11 protein-coding genes are annotated in these 13,178 nt (G+C 73.7%); 6 read left to right on the top strand and 5 right to left on the bottom strand.

Features of this window, described 5'->3' with window-relative positions:
* Window positions 1-39 precede the first annotated feature (39 nt).
* The gene (locus ACFVXN_RS03325; protein ID WP_389227206.1) at window positions 40-1,266 is read left to right on the top strand and encodes a YibE/F family protein; all 1,227 of its coding nucleotides are present in this window, start codon (window positions 40-42) and stop codon (window positions 1,264-1,266) included.
* Between the two features lie 61 nt (window positions 1,267-1,327).
* Here the strand turns inward: ACFVXN_RS03325 and ACFVXN_RS03320 are convergent, their stop codons facing one another.
* The gene (locus tag ACFVXN_RS03320) at window positions 1,328-2,443 is read right to left on the bottom strand and encodes a YibE/F family protein (RefSeq protein ID WP_389227203.1); all 1,116 of its coding nucleotides are present in this window, start codon (window positions 2,441-2,443) and stop codon (window positions 1,328-1,330) included.
* A 74-nt stretch (window positions 2,444-2,517) separates the two neighbouring features.
* On the bottom strand, window positions 2,518-3,903 hold the full coding sequence (locus tag ACFVXN_RS03315) for a glycine--tRNA ligase (RefSeq protein WP_389227200.1): 1,386 nt from the start codon (window positions 3,901-3,903) through the stop codon (window positions 2,518-2,520).
* A gap of 136 nt (window positions 3,904-4,039) precedes the next feature.
* Between ACFVXN_RS03315 and ACFVXN_RS03310 the strand changes: the two genes are divergently transcribed.
* The 4 genes from ACFVXN_RS03310 to ACFVXN_RS03295 all read left to right on the top strand — a co-directional run bounded on the left by ACFVXN_RS03310 (window position 4,040) and on the right by ACFVXN_RS03295 (window position 8,795).
* Entirely contained in the window at window positions 4,040-5,005 is a 966-nt protein-coding gene (locus ACFVXN_RS03310) for a metal ABC transporter substrate-binding protein (RefSeq protein ID WP_389227197.1), read from the top strand.
* Window positions 5,002-5,823, top strand: coding sequence for a metal ABC transporter ATP-binding protein (locus tag ACFVXN_RS03305; RefSeq protein ID WP_389227194.1), 822 nt, complete (start codon window positions 5,002-5,004; stop codon window positions 5,821-5,823). The genes ACFVXN_RS03310 and ACFVXN_RS03305 overlap by 4 nt, the downstream gene beginning before the upstream one ends.
* A 23-nt stretch (window positions 5,824-5,846) precedes the next feature.
* Window positions 5,847-6,743, top strand: coding sequence for a metal ABC transporter permease (locus ACFVXN_RS03300; RefSeq protein ID WP_389227854.1), 897 nt, complete (start codon window positions 5,847-5,849; stop codon window positions 6,741-6,743).
* 177 nt (window positions 6,744-6,920) lie between these two features.
* The gene (locus ACFVXN_RS03295; protein WP_389227191.1) at window positions 6,921-8,795 is read left to right on the top strand and encodes a M15 family metallopeptidase; all 1,875 of its coding nucleotides are present in this window, start codon (window positions 6,921-6,923) and stop codon (window positions 8,793-8,795) included.
* Between the two features lie 57 nt (window positions 8,796-8,852).
* Here the strand turns inward: ACFVXN_RS03295 and ACFVXN_RS03290 are convergent, their stop codons facing one another.
* The gene (locus tag ACFVXN_RS03290; RefSeq protein WP_389227188.1) at window positions 8,853-9,719 is read right to left on the bottom strand and encodes a PRD domain-containing protein; all 867 of its coding nucleotides are present in this window, start codon (window positions 9,717-9,719) and stop codon (window positions 8,853-8,855) included.
* A 112-nt stretch (window positions 9,720-9,831) separates the two neighbouring features.
* A complete protein-coding gene (locus tag ACFVXN_RS03285) occupies window positions 9,832-11,892 on the bottom strand; it encodes a glucose PTS transporter subunit IIA (protein ID WP_389227184.1) in 2,061 nt (686 codons plus the stop codon).
* Window positions 11,893-12,133: 241 nt separating this feature from the next.
* Here ACFVXN_RS03285 and ACFVXN_RS03280 point away from each other — a divergent pair, with 241 nt between their 5' ends.
* Window positions 12,134-12,742, top strand: coding sequence for a DedA family protein (locus tag ACFVXN_RS03280; RefSeq protein WP_389227182.1), 609 nt, complete (start codon window positions 12,134-12,136; stop codon window positions 12,740-12,742).
* A gap of 51 nt (window positions 12,743-12,793) precedes the next feature.
* Here ACFVXN_RS03280 and ACFVXN_RS03275 read toward each other — a convergent pair whose 3' ends face one another.
* Window positions 12,794-13,147, bottom strand: a complete 354-nt coding sequence (locus ACFVXN_RS03275) for a VOC family protein (protein WP_389227179.1) — start codon at window positions 13,145-13,147, stop codon at window positions 12,794-12,796.
* Between the last annotated feature and the right edge of the window lie 31 nt (window positions 13,148-13,178).

Genomic DNA, 13,178 nt, shown 5'->3' with positions numbered 1-13,178 from the left:
CGGGCGGCCGGTCCGCGGCCGACCCGGCAGAATCGCTGCGTGCCCTCCTCCGCCGCCGTCCGGACGCGCCGCGTCATCGCCGCCCTGCTGCTGCCCCTGGTGCTCGCCGCCGCCGTCGGCGCGGCCCTGACCTGGCCGCACGGCGAGGCGACCACCGCGCGCACCGTGGAGGCCGTCGCGCTCGACTACCCCACCGCCACCGTCACCGGGACCTCGCAGGAGGAGTGCGCGGGCACGGTCGAGGACCGCACCACCGACGGCACGATCCCGGAGACCGTCGACTGCCTGCGGGTGCAGGCGACCGTCACGAGCGGTGACGAGCGCGGCCGGGAGATCTCCGTGTGGGCGACCGCGTCCACCACACCCGCCGACGTCCCGGCGGGCACCCGGATCCTCGTCGAGCACTACCCGGCGTCGGGCGGGGACCCCGAGGTCTGGGCCTGGCACGACTACGACCGGACGCTGCCCCTGGTCACGCTCGCGGTGGCGTTCGCGCTGGCGATCGTCCTGGTCGCGCGGACCCGTGGGCTGCGCGCGCTGATCGGCCTGGTGATCGCGTTCGCGGTGATCGGCGTGTACGTGCTGCCGGCGCTGCTGCGCGGCGAGAACGCCGTGGTGGTGGCGCTGAGCGCGTCGACCCTCATCATGGCGGTGGTGCTCTACCTCGCGCACGGGCTGTCGCTGCGGACGTCCACGGCGCTGCTCGGCACCCTCGCCGGGCTGGCGGTGACAGCGGGCCTCGGCGTGCTCGCGTCCTCCTGGGCCCGGCTGTCCGGGGTGAGCTCCGAGGACTCCTACCGGCTGTCCCAGCTGCTCGGCGAGTCCGGGACGGCGTCGCTGCGGGGGCTGTTCCTCTGCGGTCTGGTGCTCGCGGGCCTCGGCGTGCTCAACGACGTCACGATCACCCAGGCGTCGGCCGTGTGGGAGCTGCGCGCGGCGTCGCCGACCGCGGGCCGGCGGGAGCTGTTCGCCGGCGGCATGCGGATCGGCCGCGACCACATCGCGTCGACGGTGTACACGATCGCGTTCGCCTACACCGGCGCCGCGCTGCCCGTGCTGCTGCTGCTCGAGATCTACCAGCTGCCGCTGGGCCCGACGCTGACCAGCGGGGAGTTCGCGGAGGAGATCGTCCGCACGATGGTCAGCTCGATCGGCCTGGTGCTGGCCATCCCGATCACGACGGCGATCGCCGCGGTCGTCGCCACCCGCGCCGGCACCACCCACCCCCGCCACACGGACACCCCCGCCCACGCGCACGCCCACTGACCCGCGCCCCTGCCCGCCCCCCCACCCCTCGCCGAGATGGCAGGACCCGCCTCTGTCGCGGCTACGCGTCAGAGGCGGGCGGTGTCATCTCGGCGTGCTGGGGGCGGGGGGCGGGGGCCAGGGCGGCTGCGGCGGCGGTGGTGAGGGGGATCGCGAGGACCAGGCCGATCGAGCCGACGAGGGTGCGGACCACCTCCTCGGCGATCTCGCCGCTGGTCAGCGAGTCGAGCAGGGTGCGGTCGGACATCGCCACCAGCAGCACGAGCGGCAGCGCGGCGCCGAGGTACGCGAACGCCACGGTGTAGACGGTGGACGCGATGTGGTCCCGGCCGATCCGCATGCCGCCGGTGAACAGGTCCCGGCGGGTGGCCGCGGGCGACAGCGCGCGCAGCTCCCAGACCGCGGAGACCTGCGTGATCGTGACGTCGTTCAGGACGCCGAGGCCCGCGAGGACCATCCCGCACAGCAGCACCCCGCGCAGGCTCGTCTCCGGCGCGAGCGAGGTGAGGTCGAGGGCGTGCTCCCCGCTGAGGCCGTTGAGGTGGGTCGCGCCCGTGGCCCACGCCGCGAGCGCGCCCGTGGCCAGCAGGCCGGCGAGCGTCCCGAGCAGCGCCACGGACGTCCGCACCGAGATCCCGTGCGCGAGGTAGAGCAGCGCGAACATCAGCGCGGACGCGGTGACCAGCGCGACGGGCAGCGCGGGCTGGCCGTCCAGCAGCGCCGGGACGGTGAACCACAGCACCCCGCCGACCGCGACGACCAGCCCGGCCAGCGCCCCGAGCCCGCGCAGCCGCGCGACGGCGAGCACCAGCACGACCAGGACGGCGGTGAGCAGGGCCATCGGCGGCCCGCGCACCAGGTCCACGAACACGTACGGCGACGCCCCGGTGACCTGCGGCAGGTGCAGGACCCGGATCCGGTCGCCCGGCACCACGGCGTCGAGGTACTCGGGCGCGGCCTGCACGGTGACCGGGTCGCCGCCGTCGGTCTCGGCCAGCAGGGCGGGGCCGCTCGCGGCGTCGGCGAGCAGGTCGACGTCGGTGACGGTCAGCTCGACGTAGGACGCGCCCTCGGGGGTGGTGTCGAGGGTCGGCCGGTCCCCCGACCCCGGCCACAGCCACGCCAGCCCGGCGAGGGTCGCGGCGAGCGCGACGGCCAGCAGCACGACGACCACCACCCGGGCGCGCCGCCCGACCTCGAGGTCGGGGGCGTCGCCCGCGTGGTGGCCGTGGGTGTGGCCGTGCGTCAGGGTCAGGCCCCGAGCAGGCGGGCCGCGAGGTACGCGGTGACCTGGTCGAGCGCGACGCGCTGCTGCGACATGTCGTCGCGGTGCCGGATCGTCACGGCGTCGTCCTCGAGGGTGTCGAAGTCGACCGTGATGCAGAACGGCGTGCCGATCTCGTCCTGGCGGCGGTAGCGGCGGCCGATCGCGCCGGCGTCGTCGAAGTCGACGTTCCAGTGCTTGCGGAGCTCCGCGGCGAGGTCCCGGGCCTTCGGGGACAGCGCCTCGTTGCGGGACAGCGGGAGCACCGCGGCCTTGACCGGGGCGAGCCGCGGGTCGAGGCGCAGGACCGTGCGCTTGTCCACGCCGCCCTTCGCGTTCGGCGCCTCGTCCTCGTGGTACGCCTCGACGAGGAACGCCATGAGCGACCGGGTCAGGCCGGCGGCGGGCTCGATGACGTAGGGCACCCAGCGCTCGTCCTTCGCCTGGTCGAAGTACGACAGGTCCTGGCCGGAGTGCTCGGTGTGCGTCTTGAGGTCGAAGTCGGTGCGGTTCGCGATGCCCTCGAGCTCGCCCCACTCCGAGCCGGTGAACCCGAACTTGTACTCGATGTCGACGGTGCGCTTCGAGTAGTGCGAGAGCTTCTCGGCGGGGTGCTCGTAGTGCCGCAGGTTCTCGCGCGCGATGCCCAGGTCGACGTACCAGTCGGTGCGCTGGTCGATCCAGTACTGGTGCCAGGTCTCGTCCGTGCCGGGCTCGACGAAGAACTCCATCTCCATCTGCTCGAACTCGCGGGTCCGGAAGATGAAGTTGCCGGGCGTGATCTCGTTGCGGAACGACTTGCCGATCTGGCCGATGCCGAACGGCGGCTTCTTGCGGCTGGTGGTCAGCACGTTGGCGAAGTTCACGAAGATGCCCTGGGCCGTCTCGGGCCGCAGGTAGTGCAGGCCGGACTCGTCCTCGACCGGGCCGAGGTACGTCTTCAGCATCATGTTGAAGTCGCGGGGCTCGGTCCACTGGCCGCGGGTGCCGCAGTTCGGGCAGGCGATGTCGGCGAGGCCGTTCTCGGGCGCGCGGCCCTTCTTCTCCTCGAACTCCTCCAGCAGGTGGTCCTCGCGGAACCGCTTGTGGCAGGACTGGCACTCGGTGAGCGGGTCGGTGAACACGCCGACGTGGCCGGAGGCGACCCACACCTTGCGCGGCAGGATCACGGCGGAGTCGAGGCCGACGACGTCGTCGCGGCTCTGCACGACGGTCCGCCACCACTGCTTCTTGATGTTCTCCTTCAGCTCGACGCCGAGGGGTCCGTAGTCCCACGCGGAGCGCGAGCCGCCGTAGATCTCGCCGCTCTGGAAGACGAACCCGCGCCGCTTGGCGAGGGAGACGACGGAGTCGAGACGAGAGGGTGCTGCCACGGTGAGTGCTCCTGGTGCCGGGGTTCCCGCGCCTGGGTGGTGCGGGGAGGGGTCGATCCCCCAGGCTACCGGGCCGCACGCGCCCTGGTGCGGGCAGGTTTTGACACTCGTTCTCAACAGGCGGATGATGGCGGACATGTCCCCCCGTCGCCGCACCCTGCCCGTCGCCGTGTCCGCGGGCCTCGCCGCCACCCTCGCGCTGAGCGCCTGCTCCTCCGGCGGCGGCTCCGGCGGTTCCGGTGACGGCGACGGCGTCGCGGTGCTGGCGTCGTTCTACCCGCTGCAGTTCGTCGTGCAGCAGGTCGGCGGGGACCTGGTCGACGTCGACTCCCTCACCCCGCCCGGGGCCGAGCCGCACGACCTCGAGCTCTCCCCCGCCCAGGTCGACCAGGTGGGTCGCGCCGACCTGGTCGTGTACCTGTCCGACTTCCAGGCCGCCGTCGACGACGCCGTGGACGCCAACCCGCCGGCGCACGTCGTCGACGCCGCGCAGGACACCGAGCTGCACGCCGCGGAGCACGCCGAGGACGGGGAGCACACCGAGGACGGCGAGGAGCACGCCGAGGACGACGGCCACGGGCACGGCTCCCTCGACCCGCACTTCTGGCTCGACCCCACCCGGCTGCCCCCGGTCGCCGACGACGTCGCCGCGCAGCTGAGCGAGATCGACCCCGACAACGCCGACACCTACGCCGCCAACGCCGACGCGTTCACGCAGGCGATGACCGACCTCGACACGCGGTACTCCGAGGGCCTGGCCACCTGCGACAGCCGCACGATCGTCACGACCCACGAGGCGTTCTCCTACCTCGCCGAGCGGTACGACCTGGAGCAGGTCGGCATCTCCGGGATCGACCCTGAGGGCGAGCCCTCGCCGGCCCGGCTCGCGGAGGTCGGCGACCTCGTCCGCGACGAGGGGGTGAGCACGATCTTCTTCGAGACCCTCGCCAGCCCGAAGGTCGCGCAGACCCTCGCCGACGAGCTCGGCGTCGAGACCGCGGTCCTCGACCCGCTCGAGGGGCTGACGGACGACAGCCAGGACTACGTGTCCGTCGCCGAGGACAACCTCGCGACGCTGCGGACCGCGCTGGGCTGCGCGTGAGCGCCGGCGACCCGACGATCGCCCGCGACGCGGCCGTCGCCCCCGACGCAGCCGTCGAGGCCACCGGCGTCGACGTGGTCCTCGGCGGGCACGCGATCCTCCAGGGCGTCGACCTGCGGGTGGCCCGCGGCGAGGTCGTCGCCCTGCTCGGCGCCAACGGCTCCGGCAAGTCCACGCTGGTCCGGGCGCTGCTCGGCATCGTCCCGCGCACGGCCGGCGAGGTGACCCTCCTCGGCGGGCGCCTCGGCAACGGGGTGCCCTGGGAGCAGATCGGCTACGTCCCGCAGCGGCTGCCCGCCGGCGGCGGCGTCCCCGCGACCGCGCTCGAGGTGGTCGTCTCCGGTCTCGTGCACGGCCGGACGCTGCGCCCGCCGCGCGACGGGCGACGGCGCGCGCTCGCCGCCCTGGAGCAGGTCGGCATGGCCGCGCACGCCCGGCGCTCCGTGCTGCAGATGTCCGGCGGCCAGCAGCAGCGGGTGCTGATCGCCCGCGCCCTGGTGCGTGAGCCCGACCTGCTGGTGCTCGACGAGCCGACCTCCGGCATCGACCTGCCCACCCAGGAGACGTTCGTCGACACCGTGCGGCGCCTGCACGACGCCGGCGGCACGGTGCTGGTGATCCTGCACGAGCTGGGGTCGTTCGCCGGCCTGATCGACCGGGCGGTCGCGCTCCGGCACGGCCGCGTGGTCTACGACGGCCCGCCGCCGTCCGCCCGTGGCGAGCACGCCGACGACGAGCACGACCACACCCACCCGCACGCCGACCCGACGCCGCCCGAGACGGGCTCCACCGGACTGTCGATGGAGGTCCTCCCGTGAGCTGGTTCGAGACCCTCGGCGCGATGCTGACGTCGCCCCTGATGCAGCGCGCGCTGATCGCGGCCGTCCTGGTGGGCGCCGCCGCGCCCGTCGTGGGCACGTTCCTGGTGCAGCGCCGGCTCGCCCTGATGGGCGACGGCATCGGCCACGTGGCGCTCACCGGCGTCGCGCTCGGCTGGCTGGTCGGCACCTGGGCGGGCCTCGCGCCCGCCGACACCCTCGCGGTGCCCGGCGCGGTGGTCGCCGCGATCATCGGCTCGGTCGCGATCGAGTGGGTGCGCGCCCGGGGCCGGACGTCCGGCGACCTCGCGCTGGCGCTGATGTTCTACGGCGGCATCGCCGGCGGCGTGCTGCTCATCAAGCTCGCCGGCGGCACCAACGCCAACCTCGTGTCGTACCTGTTCGGGTCGATCTCGACCGTCTCGACGGGCGACCTGTGGTGGACCGCGGGCCTGGCGGTCGCGGTGCTCGCGGTCGGCATCGGGCTGCGGCACGTGCTGTTCGCGGTCAGCCACGACGAGGAGTTCGCGCGCGGCTCGGGCCTGCCGGTGACGGCGGTCAACATGGTCGTGGCGTGCATGTCGGCGCTGACCGTCACCGTCGCGATGCGCGTCGTCGGGCTGCTGCTGGTCAGCGCGCTGATGATCGTGCCCGTGGCCGTCGCCCAGCTCGTCGCCGGGTCGTTCACCCGGACGATGACGCTCGCCAGCGCGATCGGCGTCGGCGTGAGCGTCGTCGGCCTGTCGATCACCTACTGGGAGGACGTGCCGCCCGGCGCGACGATCGTGCTGCTGGCCATCGCCCTGTACGCGATGGTCGCCGTGACCCGGCCGCTGTTCGCGGGCCGGCGCGACGGGGACGCCGCGCACGACCCGCACCCGGAGCTGCCGGACGACGTGGACCTGCCCGTCGCCCGGTGACCCCGGAGCGGCCTGCGCCGCCGGGCGCGACCGCACGGCGGCGAGTCAAAACGGGATAAACCGGCTGTAATTGCCGGGCTGACCACATTGGTTCGCTCATTTTGCCTGTGCGCGATGCAGCGCCGCGCTACTTTCCGATCGAGCAGGAGAATCCTGCGCGCACCGATCGGAGAGATGATGCAGGCACGTCGCAGAACCGCCGCACTCGCCGTAGCCGTCCTCGCCGGGCTGCTGCTGCCCGCGGCCCCCGCCGTCGCGGCACCACCACCGGAGCCCGGTGTGTCGCTCCTGCTCAACGCCGGGTTCGACAAGGACGAGGCGGTGACGGGCTGGACGCTGAACGAGCCCGGGACGAACTGGGCGATCATGTCCTCGGGCGCCCACGACGGGGCGAACTACCTCCGGGCGAACACCGGGACGGCCGCCGCCGGCTCCTCGTTCTTCCAGGACGTCCCCGTCGCCACCACCGCCGGGCAGTCGTTCACCGGCAGCATCTGGGTCCGTTCCGACAGCGGCACCGACGGCGCCGGCACCCTCGCCCTGTGGGGCCTGGGCGGCGGCGGCACCGAGACCCGCTCCACCAACTTCACCGCCACCCCGCAGTGGCAGCAGGTCCAGGTGCCCCTCGACACCGCCGTCCCGCACAGCTCGCTGCGCCTGCAGGTGTACCTCCACGCGGGCATCCAGTACGCCTTCGACGGCGCGGAGCTCGCCTCCCAGCTCGTGACCAACGCGAGCTTCGAGCGCGGTACCGCCCCCGTGGGCTGGAGCCAGAACGAGCCGGGGACGAACTGGGCCGTGATGACCAGCGGGGCGCACGACGGCGCCGCGTACCTGCGGGCGAACCTCGGGACGGCCGCCGCGGGTGCCTCCTTCGTCCAGGACTCGGCGACCGCGACCACCGCCGGGCAGGCGTTCACCGGCAGCATCTGGGTCCGCTCCGACAGCGGCACCAACGGCGCCGGCACCCTCGCCCTGTGGGGCCTGGGCGGCGGCGGCACCGAGGGCCGGTCCACCAACTTCACCGCCACCCCGCAGTGGCAGCAGGTCCAGGTGCCCCTCGACACGACGGTCGCGCACACCAGCCTGCGGATGCAGCTCTACCTGCACTCAGGCATCCAGTACGCGTTCGACGGTGCGGAGCTGACCCCGCAGGGGATCAGCAACGCCAGCTTCGAGGCCGGCACCTCGCCCACCGGGTGGGTCCGCAACGAGGCCGGCACCAACTGGGCCGTGATGACGAGCGGCTCCCACGACGGCGCCGCCTACCTGCGCGCGAACCTCGGCACGGCGGCAGCAGGGTCGTCGTTCTACCAGGACGTGGCCCGGGCGACCACGGCCGGGCAGTCGTTCACCGGCAGCATCTGGGTCCGGGCCGACAGCGGGACCGAGGGTGCCGGCACCCTGGGGCTGTGGGGCCTGGGCGGCGGCGGCACCGAGGGGCGCTCCACGAACTTCACCGCCACCCCGCAGTGGCAGCAGGTCCAGGTCCCGCTCGACACGAACTTCGACCACACCGTCGTGCGCCTGCAGCTCTACCTGCACGCGGGCATCCAGTACGCGTTCGACGGCGCACAGCTCACCAGCGCGCCGCGCCCGCCGGTGACCCCGCCGCCCGCTCCGGCCCCCCAGCCGAGCTGCGCCGCGGTGACCGGCCCCGTGCCCGTGAGCCACACCACGGTCGTCGGCGGGGTCCGGGTGCACGCCTGCCTGGCGGCACCGCTGACGGCGCTGATCCAGGACGCGTCCGCGGCCGGCATCAACCTGTCCGGCTGGGGCTACCGCACGACCGCGCAGCAGATCGCGCTCCGGATCGAGCACTGCGGTGGCAACACGCCGTACAACGTCTACGAGAAGCCGTCGAGCCAGTGCTCGCCGCCGACCGCCCAGCCGGGGACCTCGATGCACGAGCGCGGACTGGCGATCGACTTCACGCAGGACGGCGGGGACCTCAAGGACAGCGGGTTCGCGTGGCTGGCGGCGCACGCCGCCGGGTACGGCCTGAAGAACTTCCCCAAGGAGAGGTGGCACTGGAGCACGAACGGCTCCTGACGCCTCGTGAGCCGACCGGAGGCCGGGACCCCGCGACGGGGCCCCGGCCTCCGCGGCTCAGACCGGTGGCGCGTCCTCGCCCGTCACCCCCGCGTCCTGCACGATGCGCGCCACGTGCATCGCGAGGTACGACACCTCGTCGGGCGTCAGCGTCACCTGCTGGCGGAGCTCGACCAGCCGCGCGAGCCGGGCGGCGGTCTCCCACGCCTCCGGGTAGGACCGCCGGACGGCCTCGCCCACCTCGGAGTGCCGCCGGTCGTCGAGCTGCCGCCGCTGCGAGATCCGCACGACCAGGTAGCGCAGGTGCGTGACGAACCGCCCGACGCTCACGCTCCCGGGCTCGAGCACGACCCCGTGGGCGCCCGCGACCACGTCGAGCAGCTGCTGGATCAGCCCCGTCATCGTGTAGCTCGCGGACAGGTCGCCGGTCGCGAAGCCCGCGTTCACGAGGTGCAGCGCGAGCGCCACGGCCTCCTCGCGCGGCAGCGGCACCGGGACGCGGGCGTTCACCGCGTCGAGCAGCGCCGTCGCCTGCGCGTACTCCTCGGGGTAGAGGTTCGTCACCTCGCCGAGCAGCGGGTACACGACCACCTGGCCCTCGGCGGCGCGATCCAGGGCGCTCCCGACGTGGTCGGCCATCGCGACCACCAGCGCCGGCTTCGCCGCGACCCGGTCCAGGCCGATCTCGGCGAGCGCGTCGACGACGAGCTGCACGTGCTCCGGGGGGATGCCGGCGAGCAGGCCCGCCAGGTGGTCCGGGTCCCGGCCGTCCTCGGCCCGGAACACGCGCACGATCCGCTCGCGCACGACGAGGTCGCCCGGCTTCGCCTGGAACCCGAGCCCGCGGCCCGTGAGGATCACCTCGACGCCCGACTCGTCGCGCGCCAGGACCAGGTTGTTGTTGAACACGCGCAGGACGTCCACGGAGTCCCTCCTCCTCAGGCCCGGGCGGGTGCCGCCGGGCGGACGACGTGCCGCGCGGCGCCCCGCAGGGCCCGCGACGCCGCGTCGTCCGCCGGCGGCCGCGCCGCGACGGTCAGGGCTCGACGTCGATGACGGCGTCGCCCGGCACGACGGTACCCGCCGCGCGGGGGGTGACCGCCGTGAGCGTCCGGGAGTTCAGGACGGTGACCACGGTCGTCGTGTCGAACCCGGCCGCGCGCACCGCGTCGAGGTCGACGGTGGCGAGCCGGTCGCCCACGGCGACGTGCTGCCCCTTCGCGACCGCGACCGCGAAGCCCGCACCCGCCATCCGGACGGTGTCGATGCCGACGTGCACCAGCACCTCGACGCCGTCCGCGGTCCGGAGGCCGAACGCGTGCCCGGTGTCCGCCACGGTGACGAGCTCCCCCGCGACCGGGGCCACGACCTCGCCCGCGGACGGGACCACGCCGACGCCGTCACCGAGGGCCAGCGACGAGAACACCGGGTCGGCGACCTCGGCCAGCGGGACGACCCGGCCGGCGACCGGGGCCACGACGACGGACGTCGGCCCGGCGTCCTGCGCGGGAGCCGAGACCGGGGCGCCGGACGCCGCGGCACCGGACGACGCAGCACCGGACGACGCAGCCCCGGACGGGACGGCGGACGCCTCGAGCGCCAGGTCGGCCTCGGCCTGCTCGCGGGCGGCACGCGCCTCGGCGCGCTGCTCCGGCGTGCGGTAGTCGGACACGATCACGAGGACCATCGACACCACGAACGCCGCGACCACCGCGACCACGTACACCGGGATCGGGTCGAACACCGGGATCGTCAGCAGCGACGTGAACGCGAACGCCTGCGTGTCGACGCCGCCGAGCAGCCCGATGATGAGCCCGCCCACGAGGCAGCCGACGAGCATGCGCGGGTAGATCCGCTTGAACCGCAGGTGGATGCCGTACAGCGACGGCTCCGAGATGCCGCCCAGCAGGCCCGCGGCGAGGGCGCCCGTCGCGGTCTGCCGCATCTGGGTGTCCTTGTCCCGGACCGCCAGAACCAGGACGCCCGCGGTGGCGCCGAAGCACGCGAAGTTCCACGCGCCCATCGGGCCCTGGATGAAGTCGTACCCGAGGGTGTTGAGGTTGACGAGCATGAGCGCGTTCAGCGGCCAGTGCAGGCCGAGCGGCACCAGGAACGGGTAGATCAGCGGGATGACGATCGCGAACACGATCGGCGCGTTCCCGTTCAGCCAGGCGAGGCCGTCGCCCAGGCCGGTGCCGAGCCAGATGCCGAGCGGGCCGAGGAGGAACGCCGTCACCGGGATCATGACGACCATCGACAGCGCCGGCACGAACACCATCTGGATGTTCTCCGGGAACACCCGCTTGAGCCCGCGGTACAGCGGCGCGAGCACCGCGACCATGATCAGCGGCACGAACACCTGGCCGCCGTAGTCGTTGAGCTGCATCGGCAGGCCGAACACGTCGGCGACGCAGGCGGTCGTGCCGAGCGTCGCGTTCGTCGTGCACACGGTCGAGGCCGCCGACGTCAGGCTGAGGAAGTCGGGCGTCATCACGGCGGCCATCACGGTCGCGCCCAGCCACGGGTCGACCTGCAGCTTCTTCGCCGCGTTGTACGCGACCATGATCGGCAGGAAGTAGAACACCGCCCGCCACATCGCGTCCACGAACACCCAGGTCGCGGGCTTGTCCGCGGCCCGGAAGTCGACGACCCCGAGCGCGTCGAGCACGGCGGCGAACGCGATGATCAGGGACGCGCCGAGCAGCACGCCGAGCAGCGGGCGGAACGAGTCGGACAGGTACTCGAACACCGAGTCCAGCCACGCGACCCGGCCGCGGCCCTTGGCGCGCGCGGCCGCCTTCACGTCGGCGTCGGACGTGCGGCTCGCGCCGACCCCGGCCATCTCCGGCAGGTGCATGATCTGCGTGTACACCGACTGCACGGCGCCGCCGATCACGACCTGGTAGCGGTCACCGGACTGGGGCACCGCGCCCATCACGCCGGGGATGCCCTCCACGGCCCGCTGGTCGACGACCGAGGCGTCGCGCAGCTCGAAGCGCAGGCGGGTGGCGCAGTGGGTGAGGCTCAGGACGTTGGACGGTCCGCCGACCGCCGTGATGATCTCCTGGGCCCTGTCGCGCGTCGTCGCGGACGTCATCGGTACTCCCTCGTAGGCAACGGTCCGTCGGCGTCCGGGCACAAAAAAAGACCCGAGTCGCATCACTGCGGCTCAGGTCTTGCCCCGCGACGACGGCGGGTAACAACCCTGGTGAACAACTCGAGTTCGTGGGAGAACGTAGCACCCCCCGCCGCGCGCCCGACCGGGATCTAGGTCCCGCGCCCGCGATCGTGACCGTCGTCCTACGGGTAAGCCTCACCTCACTCGTACACTCGGGCGCGTGAACGAGACCGCGGCGGCGTACGGCATGGGCGGCTGGCCCCTCGAGGCCGTCGTCGCCGGGCTGTTCGTCATCGTGATGGCCCGCTCGCACCTGTTCTACTGGCTCGGCCGCGGGGTCGTCGGCGGCGCGACCCGGCTCGCGGACCGCTCGCACGTGCTCGAGGACCTGCTCACGCCGACCGTCGACGAGTCCGGCGCCCGCGCCCGGGTGCTGCGGCTGATGCGCACCCCGGGCGCGCGGCGCGGCCTCGCGCTGGTGCACCGCTGGGGTCCGCTCGCCGTGACCGCGGCGTACCTGACCGTGGGCGTGCAGACCGCGGTGTTCGTCGCCTCCGGGCTGCTGCGGATGCCCTACCCGCGGTTCCTGCTCGCGTCCGTGCCCGGCAGCATCGCGTGGGCGTTCATCTGGGGCACCATCGGCATCGGCGCCGTGTGGGCCGGGCTGCGCCTCGCCGCGGCGTCGCCGTGGGCGCTGGCCGGCGCGCTGCTGGTGGTCGCGGCCGTGGTGGCCGCGCTGGTCGCGCGCCGCCGGTCGCGACGGTCTGCGCAGCGGCTGGCGGCGGAGTCCGACCGGCCGGCCGACGCGGACGCCGACGAGCTGGTCTGACCCGCCCGCCGGCGACCGACGCGGCGGACGGGCAGGTCAGACCGGCGGTCGTCAGGCCCCGTCCTCCTGCGCCAGGCAGAACTGGTTGCCGTCCGGGTCGGCGAGCACGGTCCACGCGAAGTCCCCCATCGTCCGCTCCGCCACCAGCGTCGCGCCGTCGGCGACCAGCGCCTGGGCCGTGACCGTGCGGTCGGGGACGTGCAGGTCCAGGTGCACCCGGTTCTTGCCCGGCGTCGGGTCGGCGACCTTCTGGAACGCGAGCGTCGGCCCGTCGGACGCGACGGTCACGAACCAGCCGTCCGCCTCGTCCTGCACGGTGCCGCCGGTGTGCCGCGCCCACCAGGTCGCCAGGGCGACGGCGTCGGTGGTGTCGAACGTGATCATGCCCACGGTGAGAGTGCTCATGCGGCCAGGCTAGGACCGACCACCGACACGG

The sequence above is a fragment of the Cellulomonas sp. NPDC058312 genome (assembly GCF_042880135.1).
In the GTDB taxonomy this organism is placed as follows: Bacteria; Actinomycetota; Actinomycetes; order Actinomycetales; family Cellulomonadaceae; genus Cellulomonas.
The sequence above is the reverse complement of the archived record's forward strand: the minus strand, read 5'-3'. Positions and strand labels throughout refer to the sequence as shown.

Bases quoted from the DNA above. Each gene is read 5' to 3' on its own strand.
- ACFVXN_RS03310 (WP_389227197.1), top strand. From the start codon at position 4,040: ATGTCCCCCCGTCGCCGCACCCTGCCCGTCGCCGTGTCCGCGGGCCTC.
- ACFVXN_RS03300 (WP_389227854.1), top strand. From the start codon at position 5,847: ATGCTGACGTCGCCCCTGATGCAGCGCGCGCTGATCGCGGCCGTCCTG.
- ACFVXN_RS03295 (WP_389227191.1), top strand. From the start codon at position 6,921: ATGCAGGCACGTCGCAGAACCGCCGCACTCGCCGTAGCCGTCCTCGCC.
- ACFVXN_RS03285 (WP_389227184.1), bottom strand. From the start codon at position 11,892: ATGACGTCCGCGACGACGCGCGACAGGGCCCAGGAGATCATCACGGCG.
- ACFVXN_RS03275 (WP_389227179.1), bottom strand. From the start codon at position 13,147: ATGAGCACTCTCACCGTGGGCATGATCACGTTCGACACCACCGACGCC.